19 protein-coding genes are annotated in these 22468 nt (G+C 63.4%); 2 read left to right on the plus strand and 17 right to left on the minus strand.

What is annotated here, in order from left to right:
• The 3 genes from ASD73_RS05615 to ASD73_RS22930 form a co-directional block, all read right to left on the minus strand.
• On the minus strand, nucleotides 1-526 hold a 526-nt coding region (locus ASD73_RS05615; RefSeq protein WP_200934893.1), incomplete at its 3' end, for a glucuronate isomerase.
• Nucleotides 523-1836, minus strand: a complete 1314-nt coding sequence (locus ASD73_RS05620) for an MFS transporter (protein ID WP_056370537.1) — start codon at nucleotides 1834-1836, stop codon at nucleotides 523-525. The genes ASD73_RS05615 and ASD73_RS05620, both read right to left, overlap by 4 nt.
• Before the next feature lie 69 nt (nucleotides 1837-1905).
• Nucleotides 1906-2067: a hypothetical protein gene (locus ASD73_RS22930; RefSeq protein ID WP_156407316.1), complete on the minus strand. Its 162-nt coding sequence runs from the start codon at nucleotides 2065-2067 to the stop codon at nucleotides 1906-1908.
• Between the two features lie 425 nt (nucleotides 2068-2492).
• On the opposite strand from ASD73_RS22930, the gene ASD73_RS05625 reads away from it, so the two are divergent.
• Nucleotides 2493-3500 carry a sugar kinase gene (locus ASD73_RS05625; RefSeq protein ID WP_056370538.1) on the plus strand — a complete coding sequence of 336 codons (1008 nt, stop codon included), beginning with the start codon at nucleotides 2493-2495 and terminating at the stop codon, nucleotides 3498-3500.
• Nucleotides 3501-3512: 12 nt separating this feature from the next.
• Here the strand turns inward: ASD73_RS05625 and ASD73_RS05630 are convergent, their stop codons facing one another.
• The 13 genes from ASD73_RS05630 to ASD73_RS05690 form a co-directional block, all read right to left on the minus strand.
• Nucleotides 3513-4247, minus strand: a complete 735-nt coding sequence (locus tag ASD73_RS05630) for a FadR/GntR family transcriptional regulator (protein ID WP_056370540.1) — start codon at nucleotides 4245-4247, stop codon at nucleotides 3513-3515.
• Between the two features lie 42 nt (nucleotides 4248-4289).
• On the minus strand, nucleotides 4290-5459 hold the full coding sequence (locus ASD73_RS05635) for a Gfo/Idh/MocA family protein (RefSeq protein ID WP_056370542.1): 1170 nt from the start codon (nucleotides 5457-5459) through the stop codon (nucleotides 4290-4292).
• A gap of 14 nt (nucleotides 5460-5473) precedes the next feature.
• The gene (locus ASD73_RS05640) at nucleotides 5474-6739 is read right to left on the minus strand and encodes a Gfo/Idh/MocA family protein (RefSeq protein ID WP_056370543.1); all 1266 of its coding nucleotides are present in this window, start codon (nucleotides 6737-6739) and stop codon (nucleotides 5474-5476) included.
• Between the two features lie 5 nt (nucleotides 6740-6744).
• Nucleotides 6745-7578: an FAD:protein FMN transferase gene (locus tag ASD73_RS05645; RefSeq protein WP_056370546.1), complete on the minus strand. Its 834-nt coding sequence runs from the start codon at nucleotides 7576-7578 to the stop codon at nucleotides 6745-6747.
• 14 nt (nucleotides 7579-7592) lie between these two features.
• Nucleotides 7593-8906, minus strand: a complete 1314-nt coding sequence (locus tag ASD73_RS05650; RefSeq protein ID WP_056370547.1) for a Gfo/Idh/MocA family protein — start codon at nucleotides 8904-8906, stop codon at nucleotides 7593-7595.
• Between the two features lie 12 nt (nucleotides 8907-8918).
• Complete coding sequence (locus tag ASD73_RS05655; RefSeq protein ID WP_156377396.1) at nucleotides 8919-10319, minus strand: 3-keto-disaccharide hydrolase; 1401 nt, start codon at nucleotides 10317-10319, stop codon at nucleotides 8919-8921.
• Between the two features lie 425 nt (nucleotides 10320-10744).
• The gene (locus tag ASD73_RS05660) at nucleotides 10745-11734 is read right to left on the minus strand and encodes a hypothetical protein (RefSeq protein WP_056370549.1); all 990 of its coding nucleotides are present in this window, start codon (nucleotides 11732-11734) and stop codon (nucleotides 10745-10747) included.
• A 22-nt stretch (nucleotides 11735-11756) separates the two neighbouring features.
• Nucleotides 11757-12995, minus strand: coding sequence for a YdcF family protein (locus ASD73_RS05665; RefSeq protein ID WP_235534182.1), 1239 nt, complete (start codon nucleotides 12993-12995; stop codon nucleotides 11757-11759).
• Between the two features lie 26 nt (nucleotides 12996-13021).
• Nucleotides 13022-15472, minus strand: coding sequence for a TonB-dependent receptor (locus ASD73_RS05670; protein ID WP_200934894.1), 2451 nt, complete (start codon nucleotides 15470-15472; stop codon nucleotides 13022-13024).
• Between the two features lie 196 nt (nucleotides 15473-15668).
• Nucleotides 15669-16802 carry a tyrosine-protein phosphatase gene (locus ASD73_RS05675; RefSeq protein WP_056370552.1) on the minus strand — a complete coding sequence of 378 codons (1134 nt, stop codon included), beginning with the start codon at nucleotides 16800-16802 and terminating at the stop codon, nucleotides 15669-15671.
• 20 nt (nucleotides 16803-16822) lie between these two features.
• On the minus strand, nucleotides 16823-17608 hold the full coding sequence (locus ASD73_RS05680; RefSeq protein ID WP_056370554.1) for an SDR family NAD(P)-dependent oxidoreductase: 786 nt from the start codon (nucleotides 17606-17608) through the stop codon (nucleotides 16823-16825).
• Between the two features lie 55 nt (nucleotides 17609-17663).
• A complete protein-coding gene (locus ASD73_RS05685) occupies nucleotides 17664-18701 on the minus strand; it encodes a metallophosphoesterase family protein (protein WP_056370556.1) in 1038 nt (345 codons plus the stop codon).
• 10 nt (nucleotides 18702-18711) lie between these two features.
• Nucleotides 18712-20892, minus strand: a complete 2181-nt coding sequence (locus ASD73_RS05690) for a TonB-dependent receptor (protein ID WP_082521571.1) — start codon at nucleotides 20890-20892, stop codon at nucleotides 18712-18714.
• Between the two features lie 170 nt (nucleotides 20893-21062).
• Between ASD73_RS05690 and ASD73_RS05695 the strand changes: the two genes are divergently transcribed.
• Nucleotides 21063-21689, plus strand: coding sequence for a TetR/AcrR family transcriptional regulator (locus tag ASD73_RS05695; RefSeq protein WP_056370558.1), 627 nt, complete (start codon nucleotides 21063-21065; stop codon nucleotides 21687-21689).
• An 86-nt stretch (nucleotides 21690-21775) separates the two neighbouring features.
• Here ASD73_RS05695 and ASD73_RS05700 read toward each other — a convergent pair whose 3' ends face one another.
• Complete coding sequence (locus ASD73_RS05700; RefSeq protein WP_056373254.1) at nucleotides 21776-22408, minus strand: TetR/AcrR family transcriptional regulator; 633 nt, start codon at nucleotides 22406-22408, stop codon at nucleotides 21776-21778.
• Nucleotides 22409-22468 lie beyond the last annotated feature (60 nt).

The raw sequence follows: 22468 nt of genomic DNA on the forward strand, positions 1-22468 counted from the left end.
CATGATGCTCGAGCGTATCGAGCGGGCTTTCGGTCGTTGCGATCACCTCGATCCCGTACCGATCATACAGCGCGCGCGGGCGGAAGGCATCGGTCGCCAGCTTCTCGGTGATGAGGTCGTAATAGAGGTCGGACGTCTCGCCCGAAAATTGCACATCGAACCCGAATGCCTCGGCGAACACCCAATCCATCCACATCCGTGTCGGCGTGCCGCGGAACAGATGATAGTTTTGCGCGAAGAGCCGCCAGCTCTCGCGCGGGTCGGCAGCCTTGTTACGGATTCCCAACGCGTCGAGCGAAATACCCTGCGAATAGAGCATCCGGAACGCATAATGATCGGGATGCAGCAGGAACTCGGCAGCATTGCCGAACGACGCGTTGCCCGCGAACCACGCCGGATCGGTGTGCCCGTGCGGGCTGACGATCGGCAGGTCGGCAACCTCGGCATAAAGTCGCCGGCAAATATCGCGCTGCGACGGGTCCGACGGAAACAGGCGGTCAGGATGAAGCTGAAACGGACGCGTCATGCGGGGGTGCCTTCGTTTTCGACCGTGACTGGCGCGAGGCGCGGGCTCAGGAGATGGAGCGCCAGCACGGCGAGGAAATAGACCGTCGTGCACACGGCGAAGATGATCGTATAATTGCCGTTCGTCGCGTCGAGCACGAGCCCGGTCGATTTGGCCATGATCATGCCGCCAATGCCGCCCATGAAGCCGCCGAGCCCGATCACCGACCCGACCGCGCGTTTGGGGAACATGTCGGGCGGGATCGACAGGATCGTCGACGAAAATGCCTGATGCCCGGCGAGCGCGAGACCGATCAGGACGATGGCCAGCCACATATTGTCGAGGCCCGTGACGAATAGCAGGGGCAGGACGAAACAAGCGGCGATCACCATCGTCAGCTTGCGCGCGAAATTGGGAGTGCGCCCGCGCTGGATCAACTTCGAGGAGAGCCAGCCGCCCGCGATGCTGCCGACGTCGGAGAGCAGGTACATGATGATCATCGGCAGCAGCACGACCTTGAGATCGACGTCATAGGTGCTGGCAAAATATTTGGGCAACCAGAACAGCATCAGATACCAGACCGGGTCGATCAGGAATTTGGCGACCGCAAACGCCCAGGCCTCGCGCTTGGTGACGATTTTGGCCCAGCCGATTCGCTCGACCTGCTCGGGTGGATCATGCTCGATCCACGCGAGTTCGGCATCGCTGACCTTCCCGCTCTCACGCGGATTGCTGTAGAGCCACAGCCATAATATCAGCAGGAGAGCGCCAAATGCGCCGGTGTAGATGAAGGTCTGACGCCAGTCGAAGCCCGCCCAGACCATGAACAGCCAGATCGTCGGCGCGGTTAAAATGACGCCGATCGTCGTTGCGCTGTTGACCCATCCGATCGCAAAAGCGCGTTCCTTTTGGGGGAACCATTCGCTCGACGCGCGCACGACGGCAGGGAAATGCCCCGCCTCGCCGACCCCGAGGACGACACGCGCGGCCATGAAGGAGGCGATCGATCCCGCGAAACCATGCGCGATATGGCCGATCGTCCAGATCGAAATGGCGATGCTGTATCCGATCTTGGGCCCGAAGCGATCGATCAGCCAGCCCATGAGCAGGAAGCCGAGCGCATAGGCGGCCTGAAACGCCATGACGATGTTGCCATAGTCATTCTCGCTCCACCGCATCTCGTCGCCGAGGACGGGCGCCAGCAGGCCGAGCATCGTGCGATCGATATAATTGACCGTCGTTGCGGCGAACAGCAGCGCGACGATCAGCCAGCGATATCGCCCCGTCCTGGGCAACGGCGGCGTCGATCCTGCGGCAATGGCCTGCGTCATATGTCTCTCCCGTGGCACCAGAAAAATGCCGGGATCCGTCCGAACGAACCCCGGCAAGGGTGGGGATGGCTAGAAATTCTGTTCGTGTTTCTGCGCAGTCTCGACGATCTCGCCCGCCGCCGCGTCGGGCGCGCTCTCGGCCGGCGCGCTCGCGCCTGGGACTCCCGCAAGCAGCAAGGCTCCGCCAATCAAAGGCCGCGCCGATGCGCTATCAAAAAGGAAGGCCCGCATCACATTCTCCGCCAAAGGTCCGGACGCTTTCCGCGCCCCTCTCTGCAGCCTCCATAGAGATTGGTCAGACCGATTGCAATAAGTGGCTTGTCATACATTTGCCAGAAATGCCAAACGGGCCTTATAGATCGCGCACAGCCAAAACCTGCCAATGTTGGTGTAATTTGATGGAATAGGAGAGAGTTTTTCGACGACCGAATTGGTCATACTGAATGGGAAACGAGCATTTTCTGGATTTGGCGTTGCCCCGGCCACGAGGCCATAAAAAGCGATTGTCAAAATTGGCCATACCAAATAGGCTTGTGCATGCTCCGAACCGACCGCCGGAAGAAGCAGGTCGAACTCGGAGAGGACGATATGAGCGGACCGGCATCAGCCGAGATGCCCGGCGCGGCCGGGATTCCGACCGAAAGGAACTGACCAACATGGGACGCTTTGTCGCCTTCGGCGAAATCCTGCTGCGCATGTCGCCCCCGGGGCGCGAACTCCTGCTCCAGACGTCGCGGCTCGACGTCTGGATCGGCGGCGCCGAGGCCAATGTCGCAACCGCGCTCGCGCGGCTTGGCCACGACACGGCGATGGTCAGCGCCGTGCCCGACGATCCGCTCGGCGACGCGGCGATCGCAGCGCTGCGGGGGCACGGCATCGATTGCTCGGCCGTCGCGCGGCGGCCCGGACGGATGGGGGTCTATTATGCCGTGAGCGGCGCCGGTTTGCGCGCCACAAATATAATCTACGATCGCGCCCATTCCGCTTTCGCTGGCGCCTCCGCGACGAACTGGGACTGGGATCGGCTCCTCGCGGGCGCCGGCCGCCTGCACCTGTCGGGCATCACCCCGGCGCTGGGCCCCGGCGGAACGGCAGCGGCCTTTGCTGCGGCAGACGCGGCGACGCGGCTTGATATTCCTATCTCATTCGACGGCAACTATCGTGCGCGCCTGTGGGAAAGCTGGGACGGCGATGCCAGGGCCATCCTGTCCCGGCTGGTCGGCCTGGCCGATATCATGTTCGGCAATCATCGCGACATCGCGCTCCTGCTCGGCCGCGACTTCGGCGATGACGGGCCGGCACGACGACGGACCGCGGCAGACGCGGCATTTGATGCCTTTCCCAAGCTGGCGCTGATCGCCTCGACCGCGCGCCATGTCGAGGATGTGGACCATCATCGCCTCGCCGCGCGGATCGATACGCGCGACAACTTTGCCCAGACTGAGGAAATCAGGGTGGCCGGTATCGTCGACCGCATCGGCACCGGCGACGCATTCGCTGCGGGCGTGTTCGATGCGCTGCTGCGCGATCAGTCCATCGCCGTTGCGGCGCAGACCGGGCTGGCCCTCGCAGCGCTGAAGCATTCGCTTCCCGGCGATGCGAGCCTGTTCGGGCGATCCGATATCGAAGCCTTCCTGAGCGAGGGTTTCGATGTCAGGCGATAGAGATAGCCCAATTTACTGCGCGTAGCGGCTCCGTTCGTCGGCGACCCGCTTTCGGGCCAGTTCGACCTCGTGCACTTCGGTTGCCTCCAGCAGCGCTTCGAGCGCGCGCGCCAGATGCTTTTGCATCGCTGCGCGCGCCGCCGCCGGGTCGCGCGATTCCAGCGCGAGGACAATGTCCTCATGTTCGGCAACGCTCGGGGTCACTCCCGCGACATGCGCCTTGCTGCTGAGCAGGCGATAGAGCGAAGAGCGGGCGCGCATGTCCCAGAGCGATTCCACGACCGCGACGAAGGCGCTGTTCAGGCTCGCGCTGGCGATCAGTTCGTGGAACTGGCGGTCGGCCACCTCGGCACGCGCGCTGTCACCGCCTGCATCGCCCATCGCTTTTACGAGCACACGAAGCTCCGCCAGCTGTTCGTCGGTGATCCGTCCGGCCGCGAGCGCGGCAACCTCTCCCTCGATCTGACGGCGCGCTTCCAGCAGTTCGAAGGGACCGACGTCGGCGGAGGGGCCGTCGACATCGGCATGCGACGTTGCGGTCACATAGACGCCCGATCCCTTGCGTACCTCGACCATCCTGTCGACCTCGAGCGCGATGATCGCCTCGCGAACCGTCGGCCGCGATACGTCGTAAGACTGGGCGAGTTGCCGCTCCGACGGCAAACGCGCACCGATCGGATATTCCCCGGCCTCGATCTTGGCCGCGATATCGGTGGATACGCGTTCGTAGAGCCGTTTTGATTCCATGCCATTCCCCATGAGGAAACCGCTATCTTGTTGGCCTAACCGTTACAAGGTCGCTTGTTGCCGGGCGGGCTTCGCATGCGCCTGCGCCGTCAACACCAGTTCGGCGGCGAGCAACGCCCCCGTCTGGTCTTGCGCCACCGATGTGCCTTCCACGACGTCGGTGATGAATTGCGGGCCAAAGGGCAGAGGCACCTTGGAACAATCTAGATAGCGAGTGCCCTTCCGATCGGCGACAAGCAGGTGATTTCCGCCCGGACGGCCGGCGATGTCGACATATTTCCTGAGCTCGATAGTGCCCTCGGTACCGAGAATGAAGAGACGTCCATCGCCCCAGGTCGGCAAGCCATCCGGCGTGAACCAATCGACACGAACATAGCCCGTGCCGCCGTCGCCGCTCAGCATCATATCGCCGAAATCCTCGAACCTCGGATGTTCGGGATGTGCGAAATTGCCGGTCTGCGATGCGACGACATGCGCACGCTTGCTGCCGGTCAGAAAGATGAACTGATCGGCCTGGTGGCTACCGATATCGGTCAGGATCCCGCCGTTACGCGCGGTGTCCCAGAACCAGTCGGGCCGGGATGCCGCGGCCAGTCGATGGGGGGCGAGGTTGACGGTCTGAATGACGCGCCCGATCGCGCCGTCATGGACAAGCTGGCCGGCCATGACCGCCGCGGGCACTTCCAGCCGTTCGGAATACATGATCGCAAACTTGCGGCCGGTTTCCTTGATCGCACGGCGAACGTCGGCAAGCTGCTTCAGCGAGGTAATCGCCGCCTTGTCGCTGAGATAATCCTTGCCTGCGCGCATGACGCGGATGCCCAGCGGCGCGCGCAGTCCGGGAATCGCCGCGCTGCAGACCAGCTTGATCGCGACATTGTCGAGGATCTCGTCTTCCGACCGCGCCAGCGCGATATCGCCATATCGCGCGCGGAACATCGCGATCTGTTTGGGATCGGTCGCATGGAAGGTCGTGAGGACGCCGCCGCCCCGGATCATGGCGTCGGTGATGCCATAGATGTGATTATGATCGAGCCCGATCACCGCGAACGGTACGCGATATTTCGCTTCGGGCACCGGGCGCGCGGGTGCGCCCTCGGTCGGCGCATCGCCGCGCGCTGCGGACTGCGCCAGCGCATCGGCCGCGAAGCCCGCGGCGAGCCCGGCGGCAATGCCAAGCCCCAGAAGATCGCGTCGGTTGGTATCGGTCATGGCGTGTTCCTTTTTCAGATGGCGACCAGCGACGTCGGCCAGTTCAATATCTGGCCGCTGTCCATCGCCTGTTCGCCAAGCAGCGACGCGACGCTCGCGGAATAGGCCTGCGACAACAGTCCGGGCAGCGGCTTGCCGGTCCGTACCGCCTCGCCAAAACCCTCGAACTGCAGCATCGTCTCGTCATATTCGCCCCAGCCGAGCGGCTCCCCGGGGGTCGTGACAGGAAGCTCGGCAAACCAGGTCGCACCGCCGATCGGGACCGCACGCTTGTGTCCGCTGGCCACATCCGCCTGCATCCGCAGCAGCGCCAGCTCCTTCGGCGGCAGTTCCTGATAGATGCGTCCGAGTTCGGGCTCGATCGTCCCCTTGCTGCCCTGAATCTGTTCCTCGCAGCCATAACGCGCGTTATTGAGCAGCGAGGTGTAAATCAGTTTGCGGCCCCCCGCATATTCATAGATCAGCGCGACATGGTCATAGACCTCGCGCCCGTCCTTCCAGAAACAGATGCTGCCCGATCCCATCACGCGGGTCGGTACGGCGTCGAAGAACAGGTTGCTGACCTGAATCTGGTGCGTCGCCAGTTCGGTCATCAACCCCGCCGAGCTGTCGCGATACAGGCGCCAGTTGATCTGCCGATCCGTCGCCCCGGCGGGAACCGGCCGGCGCCAGCTGCTTTGCCGGTGCCAGCTGGCGCGGATCTGCGTGATCGCCCCGATTTCGCCCTCCTTCGCGCGTTTGACCGCGTTCAGATAGGTGGGTTTGAACATGCGCTGATGGCCGATCTGCAGCACCGTGCCGCTGTCCTGCGTTCGTTTCACCATCGCGCCGCAATCGTCGATCGTGCGCGCCATCGCCTTTTCGCACCACACATGGAGCCCGGCGTCGAACGCATCGAAACTGTGCCGCTTATGAAGGTCGAGCGGGGTCGCGATCACCACTGCATCCAGACCGCCCGCATCGAGCATCGCGCGGTGATCGGTGAAGGTGCGCGTTGACGGATCGACCAGCGCGCGTCCCTTTGCCAGATGCAGTTCGAAATTGTCGCAGATCGCGGCCACGGTGCAGTTGCGGGTCTTGGCGATATTCTGGATCAGGGCGCGGCCGCGATCGCCCGTGCCGATCACACCCAGCCGCACGCGATCGCTCTTTGCCAGCGGTGCGGCGCCGACAGCCGCACTTGCCCACGGCACCGCTGCGGCCATCCCCGCGCCAGCCGTCGCCATCAGCACGCGATCGATGAACGATCGCCGTGACAGGTCGAAATCTTTTTCAGTCATTAAACTCATCCTGGCTGGTTAATCGGGATCGCCGCTCCACGGGGGAAATCGAATAAAAACCGGCGCGTCCGGTCGCCGTGCAGCAAGCACTCCGCCTGAGCTTCATCGGCGACGAGCAAAGCGGTGCTCATCGCCTCGGCATGCGCGCCGAGCCGGTCGACGGCAACCGAGCAGCGCGGCGCAGACACGATGGTGGCATCGATCGGGCGGATCATCGCGGCGCGTTCGGGCGCCGCTGTCCCCGCACCGACGGTCGACGAGATTGATACGGATTCGTCGATGAGTTCGAGTTCGACCAGAATCTCGTCGGGGCGCAGCGGGTGGGGGATCGAAAACGGCCAGCCGCCGCCAAGCGGATGTTCGCCGACCACCGCAATCGAACTTTCCCCGGCCGACAGGCACGCCGATACGACACCCTTCGCGCGCAAGACGGCGCAGGCACGATCGAGCGCGAAGCCCTTTCCAAACCCGCCGAAATCGAGCGCGACGGGCATCGACGCTTCGATCCGCGCGCTATTCCGATCAAATGCGATGGCGCTCCATCCCGCCGACGCGAACCGGCGATCCGCCGCGGGGTCGAACAGCCCCAGCGTCGCGGCCTGCAATTCCTCGATCGCGACCAGCGCATCGAACAGGAGCGGATCATCGATGCCCGCCCCCTGCCCCGCCATCAGCCGTTCGTTGAGCGCGGTCGTTGCCGAAGGGCGATGGATCGTCAACGCGTTGTCGACCGCCTCGATCGCGCGCTGCGCCGCTGTCAACGCGTCGTCCTCACCCGCACCGAACCGATGCAGTTCGACGCGCGTACCCATCGAAGCAAAGCGTACAACGTCGGCCATGATTGCGCCTGGGGTCAGCCCTTGACCTCCCAGCCCGGCTCATAGTCGACCGACCACAGCTTCATGGCATCGGCATTGGTCGGCTTGCCGGTCGCCGGATCAATCGTCAGCGTGCCGTTCGTGCGATAGGCGATATTGCCGAGGTGGCAGAGCGCGGTGCTGATATGGCCTTCGGCAATCGGCGATGCGAGCGCGCTGGCGCGGCCACGGATGACATCAACCAGATTGCCGGCATGAAGGACGTCGAGCGCGCCCTCCCCGACCGTCCCAGTGGTTTCCGAGCTGGCCGGCGCCTTCACCTCCCGCGTCAACTTGCCTTCCAGATCGTACAGCTCGAACCCGTTGCGATCGACGATGGCCGACCCTTTGGTGCCGAGCAGCAACACGCCGCGGCCACGCCCATAGGTCTTGATGCCATTGCAGCTTTGCCCGTTCCAGCGGATCGCGCGGCCATCGTCGTAAATCAGGTCGAGCGCGAGCGAATCATACATTTCCCAATCGTCGCCGCGGTGGAAATGCCGTCCGCCCTGCGTCGACACACTGGCCGGATAGGTCAGGCCCATCGCCCAGCGCGCAATGTCGAGCTCGTGCATCGCATTGTTGCAAATCTCGCCCGTCCCGTATTTCCAGAACCAGTGCCAGTTATAATGCACCAGGTTCGACCGGTACGGCCCGCGCGGGCGCGGTCCCTGCCACAAATCCCAGTTCAGATTGGCCGGCGGCGCGATTTCCTGTCCCTTACCGATCGACCCGCGATTGTTCGCATACCAGGTCTGCGCCTCATAGACGTCGCCGAGCTCGCCTGCCCGGACCATGTCGACAAGCTGCCGTGTCTCGACGCTCGAGCGTTGCTGGTTGCCCACCTGCAGCTGACGCCCGGTACGGCGCTGTGCGGCGATCAGCGCTTCGCCCTCGGCGGGCGCGATGCCGATCGGCTTTTCCAGATAGACGTGGCGCCCCGCATTCATCGAATCGATCGCGAGCTTTGCGTGCCAATGATCGGGCGTCGCGATGCTGACGATGTCGACGTCCTTGCTGTCGAGCAGCCGGCGATAGTCGCCCACGATCTTGGGGGCAGGATGGCCTTTGGCGGCAAATTCCCCCGCGCGCTTCGCGAGGATGGCCGAATCCACATCGACGAAATGGGTGACGGCAACGTTCGGCAGCTTGGAGAAAGCGGCCATATGCGCCTGCCCGCGCCCGTTCACGCCAACCACCGCCACCCGCAGACGATCGTTCGCACCCTTGATCTGCGCATAGCTGCGCGCGCTCATCGTAGCGCCCAGCGTCGCTGCTGCACCCGTCAACATTGTACGGCGGTCAATCATGTCCTGTCCCCTTTAGAATTCGCGCAGCTTGATCGACCGGAAGTCGACCCTGTCGCCATGATCCTGGAGCAGGATCGGCCCCTGCTCCCACTCGCCGAAGTTTGGCCATTTCGCATATTTGCTGCGCGCGACAAGCTCGCGAAAAGCGGGCGATCCGCGTTCATATTCGACGACCTTGAACCCGTTCAGCCAATGCTCGACATGCTTGCCGCGTACGACGACGACCGCCCGATTCCATTCGCCCGGCGCGTTGACGCGCTTGCCGGGGCTATCGGGATCGGAGAGGTTGCGCGCGGTGATCAAATCATAGAGCGAGCCGATCGTCCGATTGCCGTCGCGGCCCATCTTCGCATCGGGATGGCGCTCGTCATCGAGCAGCTGGAATTCGAGGCCGATCGCCGATCCGTCGCCCTTGAGCAGGTTCGGATCGACGAAATATTTGATCCCGCTATTGGCGCCCGGCGTCAGCCGGAAATCGACCGACAGCTCGAAACTCTTGTAATCGCGCGTGGTGATGATGTCGCCGCCATTGGTCGCTTCGGCGCCGCCCGATTTTTCGACCGACAAGATGCCGTCGGCGATCGACCAGCCCGTCTTCGGGAAAGCGGGCCCCTTGGCGCTCCGCCAGCCCTGCGTCGTCTTGCCGTCCCAGAGCAGCTTCCAGCCGGCGCTGCGCTCGGCGGGGGTCAGGCGATTGACCAGCCATCCCTGCTGCTCGACCTTCGTCGCCGGCAAGGCGAAACGGGCGGGCGCGTCGGTGATGATCCGCACGTTGCGGAAACGCGCCTCGGGCTTCTGCGCCGCGACCGCATCGGGAACCGAGTGCACCTGGAAGGCGATGAAGCCCCGCGCGTCCACATCGTCGACAACGTCCGCGGCCGGCACGCCATTGATCCAGGTGCGCAGGCGCGTACCGATCGCTTCGACACGATAGTGATTCCAGTCGCCCGAGCGAAAGGCCTTCCGCGCCGCATCGTTGCGGCCGAGCGTATAGAGCCATTGACGGCGCTGTTCGTCATAGATGCCCGCGCTCCAGCGCCGCGACGACGGATCGATCTCCATCTGATAGCCGTGAACGACGCCGTTCCGATAATCGGGCCGGCTCTGGCCGCGGATCATCACGCCCGAATTCAGCGTCGGATCGGTCCTGGCGTCGAATTCGAGGATGAAGTCGCCGTAAAGCGCGTCGGACACCAGCCAGCTGTTCGCCGAATTCGGTACCGCGCTACCAACGACCTCGCCGTCGACAACGCGATAGGGCGCTTGCCCCCCCGCGCTGTGCCAGCCAGCGAGTCCGGCGCGCGGCGTTACGTCCTGCCAAGGAGCCTGCTGCTGACCCTGCGCAGCCGAAACGGGCGCCAGCGCTATCAGCGGCGCGGTGGCCAAAGCTAGAAATGCGATCTTTCGAAACATCATGGCTCCTCTCAATTTTTTATCGCGAGGGCATCCCGAACACGCTTCATTTCCTGACGCGCCATGCTCTCGCATTATATTGCCGCTAGCGTGAACACGCGAACACAGCTTATGCCAGCCAAGCATTAATATGTGGTCAGGCCACTTGCAATAGATATGTCAGACCGATTATGGTTCGCGGGACGGCGAGCGGACCGGGGCGGCCAAGATCGACGGTTGAAAGCAAATCAGGGTCTCGCAGATGAGCGACGCTTCTCCCGTCGCAGCTATTTGTGCCTTGCTATCGTGGCGACGCGCTTCTGAATACCACGACCTTCGTCGCAAGGACGCGATCGGCCTGAACAGAATCGGTCACGCACGATGCCATTTGCCCCTTCAGTCGCGGCTGTGCCGAAGACCCCGTCCGCATCCCGTCGAGAACGCGCTCAGTGACTGGGCGCGGAACCAGTTGCCGGGTTATAGAGGGGATTTACAGGGTCAAGCGGGGACGGATCAACCTGAGCGGGCGGTCCGGCGCTCTCGGTCCATGCGCGGTAGATCATGTCCCTCAGCATCGCAGCGCCTGCTGCCGCCCGGCTGTAGACCAGAGCCCGCGCGTCCCGATCCTCCGGATCGTTAAAGCCACCTCTCTTCTCGAGGATGTAGACAGTTTCCATATGGCTCCCCGCCTCGTCGAGGAAGGACAGGACGGCTTCGAACAGATCGCCTCGCTGCCGACCCGGCGCGCCGATCCGGTCGGCGAGGTTCGCTGGCTCCAGCGCGATCGCATCGACGAACTCGCTCTCGAAACGGCCATGGATGCTTCGGTCGGTCGTATAGTTTTTCGGATTGACGCCCAGCCATCCATCGCTGTTGACCGAAGCGTGGAGCGGCTGCGAACCGTCGCCGATATAATGCCCAAGACGCGCAACCTGATAGGCGCAGTTCTGTTCCGGCACACGGGCGTCGGCGCCCGCTTTTTGCGCAGCACGAATCTGGCGCATGCAAACGACAAGGCGCCCATAGCTTTCCATTGCCGCATAGGGCAGCGTGCCAGTCCAGCGCACGTTGGTCCGCTTGGCCCGCTCCGGATCGCTGTCCTTGATCCGCAGATACTCGTCATGCAAGGCGAGGATAAACTCGTAGCGCGAGCGCGGGATGGGGCTCAAAAATGCGAACTGCTCCTTGAACCATCCGTGATTGGGATCCTCCTCGATCTTTGAAAAGGGCTCGGAGGCGTTGCGCCAGCTGTCGGGCATGGTCGAAGACGCTGCGATATAGTCGGCATATCTGTGAAGGAATATGGGCCCGTCGGCGGGCAGCGCTGCGATGGCCGCCCTGTCGATGGCTGCGTGGGCGCGTTCGCCCCAGGCGAGGACGGGGGCAGGAACGGCGGCCCACGCGGCCGCAGCAAAGGCTAACAGGAAATGGCGCACGGGCTTTGCTCCGAACAGGACGTCAGGGATCGAGCGGATCGGCCGGTTCGACGTGGAACGCGACCGGGTCGGGTACGAAGCGCAGCGTGAAGCGATCGGGGCCGGGTGCCAGACGGCCCGGCTGCACCCCCATTTCCTTCAGGTTGCGAAGCGCCAGTTCCGCGCCGCCGATATACTGGATCGTGCGATGGTCGGAGACGATCAGCGCCGGCCGATCCTCTGGAAAGCCGGCGGCGAGCAGAAGTCGCGCGCAGTTGCGCAGGTTGGTGGTGGTATGGCGCGCATGCGGCTCCATCAGGATGCGGTCGGCCGGAATGCCATATTGCGTGACCAGCAGGCGCTTCATCTCGACCGCTTCGTTGAACGGCGTGCGGTTGGGGTGCACATTGCCCCCCGATACGATGATGAAAGGAGCGGAACCGCGCGCGAACAGATCGGCCGCAATGGCCAGACGGATATGCCCCATCACGCCCGTGCGCGATTGCACGTCTTCCGGCCCATGGCCGAACACCAGCAGCGCAGTATAGGGCTTTGCACGCCAGTTCATCCTGGCGACCGCCCGGGCCGTGGCGGCATTGTCACCAGCCAGTAGAGGCCGGTAGCTGCCCGCGTCGATACGCTCGTTCATCTGGAGCAGGCCAACCGCGTAACGCAACGATGGATCGAAGAAGAGATCGTCGGCCCTGGCCTGCGCGGCTGTGGCGACGCCGTGCGCATTCAGCACATCGGCCATCTTGGGGTCGGCAATATTGAAGATGATGGAGTCGATCACGGGATAACGCGGCGGTGCCCCTTTGGCATAGACGGCGATGACCTGGTTCACCACTGCCGCCGTTTCGGCCCAGGCCGTGGCGACAAGGTCCGCATCGGACAGTGCCGCATAGCGGGCAAAGCGCCCGGAAGCGCGTATTTGCCGCGTCACAAGCGCCCTAGCGCGCTTTTTATCACTCATCATGAGCCGCAACCGCGCCTGCACCAGGGCGATATCCGCCTCGGTCCATATCCACGCATCGGCCAGACATTGCGGCGACGGTGCGCAGGTGTTTTCCGGCACCCGCGCGGCGCGCGCGGCGGCAAGTTCCACCAGAACGGGATCGTCACGCAGCGCCTGCGCCCAATCCGGCGCCGTTCGCATCATGGCGAACAGCGGAAAGATCCGGGTCGCCAGCGTGTCGGCAAAGGGTGATGCGTAGCCGTCCGGATCCTGCGCCGCCGCCACTCCCGGATAAAGGGACGAGGCGACGGCCAGGCAGATGCTCAAGGCTGTGACGCGAATTGCGCGCACCCTTACCAGCTGCGGCTGAGGATAAAGCGGAAGCTGCGCCCGAACAAAGGTCGTCCATAGATCGCATCGCTCGCGCCCTGGCCGGCGAGCTGGTCGGTCCGCGGATTCCCCTCGGTCAATCCCTTGGCGTTGGTCAGATTGTCACCAACCACCTGGAAGCGCCAGTTGCCAAAGCTCGCCGACGCGCTTGCGCCGAACGTTTGATAAGCGGGCAACGCCGTCAGGTTGAAAAGGTCGACATAGCGGCGGCCCACCCATTCGTAACGTCCTGCGATCTCCACTTCGCCTCCGCCAACCGGGAAACGGACAGACGGACGCACATTGCCGAAAAACTTGGCCTCGCGGATGATCTGGTTGCCGTTCACTGCCGTCGGATCGGCGCCCGACGTGTTCGCGAGATTACGATATTGGGGGTCGGCCCAGGTGACCGAACCGGCCAGTTCGAACCAGCTCACCGGCTTGATCCGGCCGTCAATCTCGACGCCTTTTGCGACGGCTTCGCCGATGAACGGCACGGGCTGGTCGTTGCGGCCGGTCACCGGATTGAACGCGATGAACGTCGCGTTGAAAGGATCGAACTTGGTGTAAAAGCCGGTGACGTAGAGGTAGTGCGGGCCGAAGCTGGCCTTGACGCCCAGTTCATATTGCCGCGCCTTGGTTTTGATGATTGTCGGGGCGGTGCTGGATACCACGCCCATCTGGGGCGGCACTTCCAGGTTCGAAACGCGGCCGTAAGCGCCGAAATTGTCCGTGAAGTCATAATTGACGCCGGCCGTCCAGTTGGTCGCCGAGGGTTTGAGCTTGTTCGAAACGATGGCCCCGCTGAAAGCGCGGGTGGCGTTGTCGGCCAGCGTCGTCGTATCGCCCAGATCAGCGGCGGTCGACAACAGCGCAAAGCCTTCATAGTCATACCATTCCTTACGGATGCCGCCGTCGACCCGCAGTCCGTCGGTAATCTCCCAGGTATCATTGGCGTAGACGGCGACCATCGTCGCATCGGCCTCGCCCTGGTTCAGCGTGGTGGTGTATCGCAACACGCCGTTCTGGGTGACCGAGCCGAGCACCGCGCCCGTCGCAGAATAGGCGACAAGGTCGATCGTGCGGGGCTGGCTCTGCACTTCGATCAGCATGTCCTGATAGGCCTGGAAGAGCGTATTGCCATAAGCCGCCCCATAAACGCCTACGCGCACGTCATGGGTGCCCAAGCCGGTCTCGAACTTGCGGGTAACGCTGAGATCGGCCTGCCCCGAATAAAAGTCCGATTCGGAAACGCGATACTGGCCGGACATGATGAGCCCCGAAGCCGCGCCCGGATCATAAACCGTCGCGCCGTTGGTGCCTGCGATAGCATAGCCGAGCCGCGCCACATCGGCCCCGAAAGCGGTGCGAGCGGCCGTCAGATAGCTTGCCGCAAACGTGTTCGCGCTAACCGGGTTGGTGGTCGAATAGAAAGCGTCGAAGCTGCTCTTGCCTTTGGTGAAGCCGCCCTTGGCCGAAACCAGCCAGCCATCGAAATCGCCTTCATATTGCAGGCCGACGTTGAAGAAGCGCATGTGCCGGCCATCGGCAAGATCCCGGTTCAAACCCTGCAGCACGCCGGCACCATCGCGATATTTGACGTTGACGTTGCGTAGCGCAGGAGAGTTCAGCGTACCCGTGTGATAATCGATATAGGGATCGAGCGAGAGAGTGGGATTGCGCGGATCGGCGACCGGGATCGGAAGGTAGAAGATGTTGTGATCGTTGGTATACTGCATCGATAGTTTGACGAAGCCATTGTCGAGGTCGTGCTTCAGGTTGGCGCGGATCTGACCACCCTTGTCGCTGGGAAAGCCACCGTCGCGATAGCCGTCATGCTGGCGCAGGAATCCGCCAACGGCGAAATAGGTGCGCTCGCCGATCGGCCCCGACTGCATCGCGTCGAGCCGGTACAGGCCGGTATCACCCAAAGTTAACTGCGCTTTGCCGCGCGCGTCGGGCCCGCCCGACACGGTGATGTTATTGGCGATCGCTGCGGCGCTGCTGGCATAGATCGGCGCCGGACCGCCGCGCACGATTTCGACGCGCTCGGTCATCAGGTCGAAGCGGTTCATGCCTTCGCCGGAGTTGAAAAACACGCCGTCAATCTCATGGTAGAGCGGCAGCCCGTCCTGCTGGAAGATCAGGTATCCGCGATCGGTGGGAATACCGCGGACGCGCGTGATGTTCTGCACTTCGCCGCCTGTCGCTTCGACCTGAATACCCGGAACGGTGCCGAGCAGGTCGGCGAAATTCTTGGGCGCGATCCGCTGGACTTCTTCTTGTCCCAGGGAGTTCACTGCATAGGATACATCGAACCGGCGCTGGGCGCGGGCGCTCCCCGTCACGACGATGTCCGATTGCGCCGCCTCTTCTGCTTCCGCTTCCGGAGCAGCCGTTTGCATTGCATCCTGTTCCGCCGCGTTGCTGGGCATTGACCATGCCAGCGCGGTCAAAGAGGATAGCAGCGTCAGAGCGGAAGTTTTTTTGTGTGCGAGTTGCATTGTCCGAGTCCCCTTGTGGAACTCGGCCGGTTAGGGGCGCTTCGCGTCAATGCGGTTACACGCTGTCCATTCAGATCCTGACATGAGCGAAATTTTCCTGTCGGCGCATGCCTCGACGGATAGCGGTTTATTGCGGCACCCCCGCCAGCAAGGTCGTGCGCAACCGGTCGATCGCGGCATCGTCCAGACCAAGCCCCTCGCGAACATAGCGATCGAACGAGCCATAGCGTTTATCGACTTCGGCAAAGGCCGCCTCGATATAGGCGGCACGCACGGTCAATGCCGGCTCGAGATTTTCCCGCGCGATCGGTGTCGGCAATCTACCGAGCATGGCGATTGTCGCCTCGTTCTTGGCGCGCAGATAGTCGTTGCTGGCGAGATAATCGGCCATCACCGTTTCGCGCGGCACGCCGAGCAGCGTCAGTATCACCGCGCTGGCCCAGCCCGTGCGGTCCTTGCCCGAAGTACAATGATACAGCGTCGGCCCGGCGCCTTCGGCGCCGATGCGGGAGAGCAGCGTGTGGTAGGCACTGCGCGCGCTGTTCAGGGAGACGAAATCGCGGTTGGCCTCGGTCAGCATCTCCGCGCCCTTGCCCGCGGCGATCGCCGCGATCGCCTGACGCATATCGCCGCCAAGGCTGCCCTTGCTGTCCGCCGCGACGTCGAGCACGAGATGTTCTGCGCCGGCGGGCACGCGATCGGGTTCATGGCTACGTTCGCTGGCCGTGCGCAGATCGGCGACGAGTACGAGGCCCAGATCGCCCATCGAGCCGAGGTCGCTGTCGCTGAGGCGGTCGAGCTGATCCGAACGATAGATCAGCCCCATCTTTACCCAGCGGCCGTCGGTCGTGCGGTAGCCGCCGACGTCGCGCAAATTGGGGACCGTCTTGAGGTGAAGCCCGCGGTCGGCGATGACCAGCGGCGCGCCCCGATCGGGAACGAGCGCGAAAAACCAGCGCTTGCCGGGGGCAAGGCCCGAAACCCGGATGCTCCCCGTTGCATCACCCTGTCCCACCGGTGTCGTCCGGTCGCTCACCGCGGCATCGGTGCCCGCATAAACCCTCACCCGGCCCGCGCCCGGCGCGGACCAGTTGATCGTACCATCCGCCGATACGTTGGCCGAGGTGAAGGGAATGACGCCCGGCTGTTCGGCAACCGCGCCGGCGATCGGTCGCTGGTCGGCGGTCGCGCATGCCGGCAGCGCCAGAACCAAGGAGGCCGTAAGGACCGCCCGCCACATCCGATGATCGTCATTCCGCATTGTCAGATACCTTCCTGCGCTCAGCCGCGCTGCGACGAGATGTTGCCGCCATCGACGACGAGTTCGGCGGCGGTGATATAGCTCGCTTCGTTCGAGAGCAGGAAGCGCACGATGCGTCCGATCTCTTCGGGCACGCCGATGCGTTCGAGCAGGATCCGCTTTTCGAAAAAGCCCTCGGGCAGATTGTCGACCGCAGGCTTCATCATTGGCGTCATGATCTGACCGGGCGACACCGAATTGATCCGGATCCTGTCGTGCGCCAGCCGGTCGGCGAGCGAGCGGACGAGCGAAAGCATCCCGCCTTTGGCTGCGCTGTAGATCGGGTTCATCGCGTTGCCGAGCGTCGCGTTGATCGAGGTGATCGCGACTACCGCCGAACCCGGACTGGCGGCAAAGTCGCCATGGAGCTGCTGCGTCAGCAGCGCGAGCGGGCGGAGATGCGTGTTGATGCCCGCCGCCCAGCTTTCGGGCGTAATGCCTTCCAGCGAGGCGGTGTCGACGATGCCCGCGGCGTGAACGAGCCCGCCCAGCGCGCCAAGCGCATCGCGGCTGGCGGCGATCGCGGCCGGATAGGCGTCCAGATCGGTCAGATCGACGCCGATACCGATGGTCTTTGCGCCATATTCCTGCGCGATCGCCGCAGCCTCTGCCTCGGCCTTACCGGCGTTAATGTCCCAGAGCGCGACCGGCCGGCCAACCGCGGCCAGCGCGCGCGCCGAGGCGAGCCCGATCCCGGATGCCCCCCCGGTGACGATGACAGCAGTCCCGGGTGCGCCGAGCGCGGGCGAAAGATCAGTGACATTCATTGCGAAACAATCTCCATATGCCGGCCATTCTCAATCCCGGGTGCCGGTGTCCGGGTCAACGAACCTTGACGACCGGCGACGGTCCCTGCTTTCCGAAAAAACCATCGAGCTTCAAATTGCTGACACGCGGCGCGCCACCGGCGACCGAAACCCACATGACATGATCGACCACCGCGGGATCGTCTGCCGCGCCGCCGGGCATTCCGCCCGTCGTGCCGAGCTGGACGTAATCGTGCCCCCCGCGCTCCTCATAGGCATATTTGTGATAATGCCCCGCCAGCACCGTGTGGGGGCGCCCCTTCAGCATTGTCTCGATCTCGTGGAATGCGGGCGAATCCATCTTCCACGCGGGGCGGTGCATCAGCACGAAGGTCCAGCGCGCCTTCGGGGTCTTCGCCAGCGCGTCGCGCACCATCATCACCTGATCGGCGCTGAACGCGACATTCTCCGAACCACGGATCTTGCCCGCCAGTTCGGCCAGTTTCGGATCGTGCGCAAACAGCGCCTCGGCCTTTGCGGGATCGCCCTGGAGCGCCTCGAACACCGTCTTCATCGCCTCGCCGCCATATTGCTGAAACAGCTGCATGCGCGCGATCTTTGGCTGGGGCGGATCCTCGGTATTGAGCACGAGGAACAGCGCGCCCTTGTAGGTGAAGCTGTAATAGTCGGCGCCCAGACGCTTGCGCCATTCGCTCCGCTGCACCTCGTTGGTCAGGTCGTGATTGCCCGGCACGTAGAAGAAGGGGACGCTAAGCCGGCCAATCGCGGCGTTGACCTCGTCCCATTCCCTGCCGAGCTGCGCCCGATCCTCGCTATTGCCCTCGATCAGGTCGCCGATGTTGATGACGAAATCGGGGCGCAGCGCCTCGACCTTGTCCATCGCATCCTCGAACACGCCGGGGCGATGCTTGCCCGTACGGTCGCCGATGACGACGAAGCGGAACTCATCGGCGCCGCCCGCGAAATCCTTTTGCGTGCGCGCGACATCGGGCGCGCCCGCGCGAAAGTCCTTCGCCCCCTGCCCGGCGCCGATGGCGACGCCGGGCAGCGAGAGAGCGAGCACGCCGCCGAGCAGTAAGGCCGCATATCGCATCGCGATCCCCCTAGAATTCGAAGCTCAGATCGACGCCATACGTGCGCGGTTCGCCAAACAGCGCGCCGGGGCGGCCGATGTTGAACTGCGTGACATAATATTCCTCGTCGGTGAGGTTGCGGCCCCACAGGCTGACGCGAAGACCATCGACGCCCGGAATATCGGCCAGCGTCAGCCGCGCATTGAGCAGGCCATAGTCGCCGACGATATATTTGCCGCTCGAGATGCTCGAACTGACGAACTTGTCGCTCTGCATCGTGTAATTCACATTGGTCGAAAATGTGCCGACCGGCGTCGGCGGCAGATCATAGTTGAGGTCGAGCCCCAGCGAGTGTTTGGGCGCGTTGGAGAAGCGGAAATTGGCCGCAATGTCGTTGCCCGTCGCGTCGACAATCTCGTCATATTGCGCGTCGAGATAGCCGTAGTTGATCGTGAAACGCAGCTCGCGAACAGGCGCGAGCGTCAGATCGGCCTCGATGCCCTTCACCGTCGCCTTGCCCGCGTTGAGCACGTCGGTGATCCGGACATTGGTCGGATCGGACTGCACGTTGATCTGGATGTCCTTATACTTCGACTGGAAAGCCGCGACGTTGAAGCGCAGCTTGTTGTCGAGGAACTGGCTCTTCATGCCGAGTTCGTACGACCAGAGCGTTTCCGAATCGAACCCCTGGTTGAAGCGCGGGATCGAGCTGGCGCGGGTATTGTAACCGCCGGACTTATAGCCCTTCACCACCTTGCCATAGACGTTCACATTTTCGCCGACGTCGTAAGCGAGAATGACGCTGGGGCTGAAATCCTTGAACTTGCGGCTGCCGTCACCGACGCCGGGCACGGGCACGATCGGGCCATTATTGACCTGCGTCTGACGCGCGAGCGTTGCTTCACGCTTGTCCCAGCTCTGGCGCGCACCGATCGTCAGGTGAAGACGCCGGTCGAGCCATTCGGGGCTATAGGTCGCCTGCCCGAACACTGCCCAGGATTCATTCTCGATCGTCGTGGTCGTGAAACTGCGTGTCCGCGTCGGCGGGCTGAAGCTGTTGCTGAAATTGTCGCCCTCTTCGGAGAACCAATAGCCGCCGACAACATATTCGAGCTGACGATCGAGCGCGTCGCCGACAAATTGAAGCTCCTGGCTCCACTGGTCCTGCGTGGCGCGGCTGCTGTTCTTCTGAAGCGGCGTCGGCCCGACCGCGCCCGTCAGATAATCCTGATTCTGGAAGTTATCGAGTTTGCGATACCCCGTGATCGAGCGGATCGTGAGCGAGTCGGTGGCGCTCCACTCACCGATCAGGCTGTGCCCCTCCGACGTCACGTCGTTGGCGAGCAGATCGCGAACCAGCGGGCTGCCTGCCTTGGGGCGCGGCACCTTCAGCGGATGCAGCGGCGAGAAGGCGACGTAGATCGGCGTGTCCTGAATCTCCGAACGGTCATAGCTGTAGCGCAGGCTGAACGCATCGGCGGGTTGCCACAGCACATCGGCGCGCATCGCCTGGCGATCCTTGTCGCCCCAGCGCTTCACGCCGGTGCCGGGGTTCTTCACGAAGCCGTCCTGCTGGATGTTCGCATAGGAGAAGCGCGCCGCAAGCGTGCTGCCGATCGGCACATTGACCGCGGCCTTGAAGCGGCGATTGTCATAGTTGCCGAGCGTCACCTGCCCCTTGAAGCCGAAGTCACCGAGTTCGGGCTTTTTGGTGATGAAGTTGATCGCGCCGCCCGTTGCGTTGCGGCCATAAAGCGTGCCCTGCGGGCCGCGCAGCACCTCGACGCGCTCAAGCTCGGCGACTTCGAGCGCCTGCCCCTGGCTGCGCGCGACATAGACGCCATCCATATAGACCGCGACCCCTGCATCCTGCGTGATCTGGTCGTCGCTGAGGCCGACGCCGCGCATGAAAATCTGCGTGGTCGCGGCGCTGTTGGGGTGCGGGGTAAGCTGAAGATTAGGCACATTGGCGCGCAGGTCGGTGAGCCCGCTGATCCCCCGGGTCTCCAGATCGCCGGCGGTGAAGGCGGCGATCGAGATTGGGGTGTCCTGAAGTGATTCCTCGCGTTTCTGTGCGGTGACGACGATTTCACCAAGGCCCGACGCCTCGTCGGGTGCGGCATCGGCGGTCTGCGCCAAAACGGGATGCGTCGCGGTCATCGCGAGCGTGCAAAGCAGCAGACGGACCCGCGGCCCGGAAACCTTATTCATCGTAATCCCCTCCATCGAACATTCGGGCGAGCGATCGCCTCGTTTCACGATTCTACCTTCGTGTAGGTAGATTTCTACCTTCATGCAGGTAGATTGCAAGCAGGATTTGATTGCGCCAAAAGGGAGCGCGCTTCAGAGGCGCTGACACGAAAGGTTTTTGAGCATTGAGCATGAAGCCCATCAGGCACGCGCGCGGCGAAGCGACGCGTCAGGCAATCCTCGAGGCGGCCGAGACGGTTTTCGCCGAGGTCGGCTTCACCACGGCCCGGCTCGAAGACGTCGCCGCGACCGTCGGAATCCGCCGCCCGTCGATCGTCTATTATTTTGCCAACAAGCAGGAGCTTTATGACGCGGTCGAGGAGGATATCTTCGCCTCGATGCACGGCGAAGCACTCACCCGTATCGCGCAGCACGACAAGCCGATCGACAAGTTGCTCGCGCTGTTCGACGGGTGGCTCGACTTCCTCGTCGCGCGGCCTTCCGCAGCACGGATCATTCAGCGTCTCGTCGCCGACATCTCACCGCGCCGCGGTGACCCCACGCAATTCTCGAACGTGCTGCTGCGCGATGTCGAGATCGTGGTGAACGAAGGCGTCGCGACCGGGGACTTTCGTCCGCTGCCGCCGATGCATGTCGTCAACGCGGTGGGGTCGAGCTCGCTCTTCTATGTCTGCAACAGCAAGCAACTCGGCTCCAACCGCAGCTATGACGCCGCCGACCCTGCGGAACTCGAAAGCTTCCGCGAGCTGCTTCATTTGCTGACCCGCGCGGCCGTCACTCCGGCCGTCCCCGGCTAACCGGCGGTGCAACGACCGCGTGGCGCGCGCGGTCCGCCCATCACGCTGGCGAGATGGTTTTTCCGCTCATCCGACGAGCCCCCGTGTCAGGGTAACACGGCAGTGCGCGCGAGCTTGTGCAACAAGGTTCTGAAGACCGCCATATCCGCCGGATCAGACGGCTCATAGCGCCTCTGTTCGCCGACCTGACGGCTGTTGCAGACGAAGAAGAGAATGCCGGCGGCCACGCCGTTTATGAACGTCATGGTCGAGAGAGGGACAAACGTGCCGCGCGCAATACCATAGGCCAGCGTCCGGTCCATGTCTTCGAGCGCGACAGAGGAGAACTCCATCGGGTTGTCCTGCTGAACGGCGGTATCGGCGACGAGGCGCTGAAGAATTCGTGCAGCCGTCGGCCGCGCGACGAAAAAGTCGAGCCACGCGTCCAGATGTGCGAGCAGCCTGGCGGTCGGATCCTCGACATCCGCGGTTCGCGCCTCGCAAGCCACGTGCATATTCTCGAAAATGCGCTGCTCGACGGCATCGTACAGCATCTTCTTCGTCGAGAAATGATGGAGCAGCGAGGGCCGGCGAATGCCGACGGCATCGGCCATATCCTCGAGGCGCGCGGCCCTGAAGCCGGTCGCGGCGAACACCCGTTCGGCTTCGTGCAGGATGGCCTCGCGGGTCGCATCCGCGCGCTCCTTGCGCGTCGACGGGATCGGAATCGTCAAATTCATCGCGGCTATTTGGCGCATCCGAATGCCGCTTGCAAATCTCCCTTCCCCGATTACAAATTC

The sequence above is a fragment of the Sphingopyxis sp. Root154 genome (genome assembly GCF_001427105.1).
Taxonomy (GTDB): Bacteria; Pseudomonadota; Alphaproteobacteria; order Sphingomonadales; family Sphingomonadaceae; genus Sphingopyxis.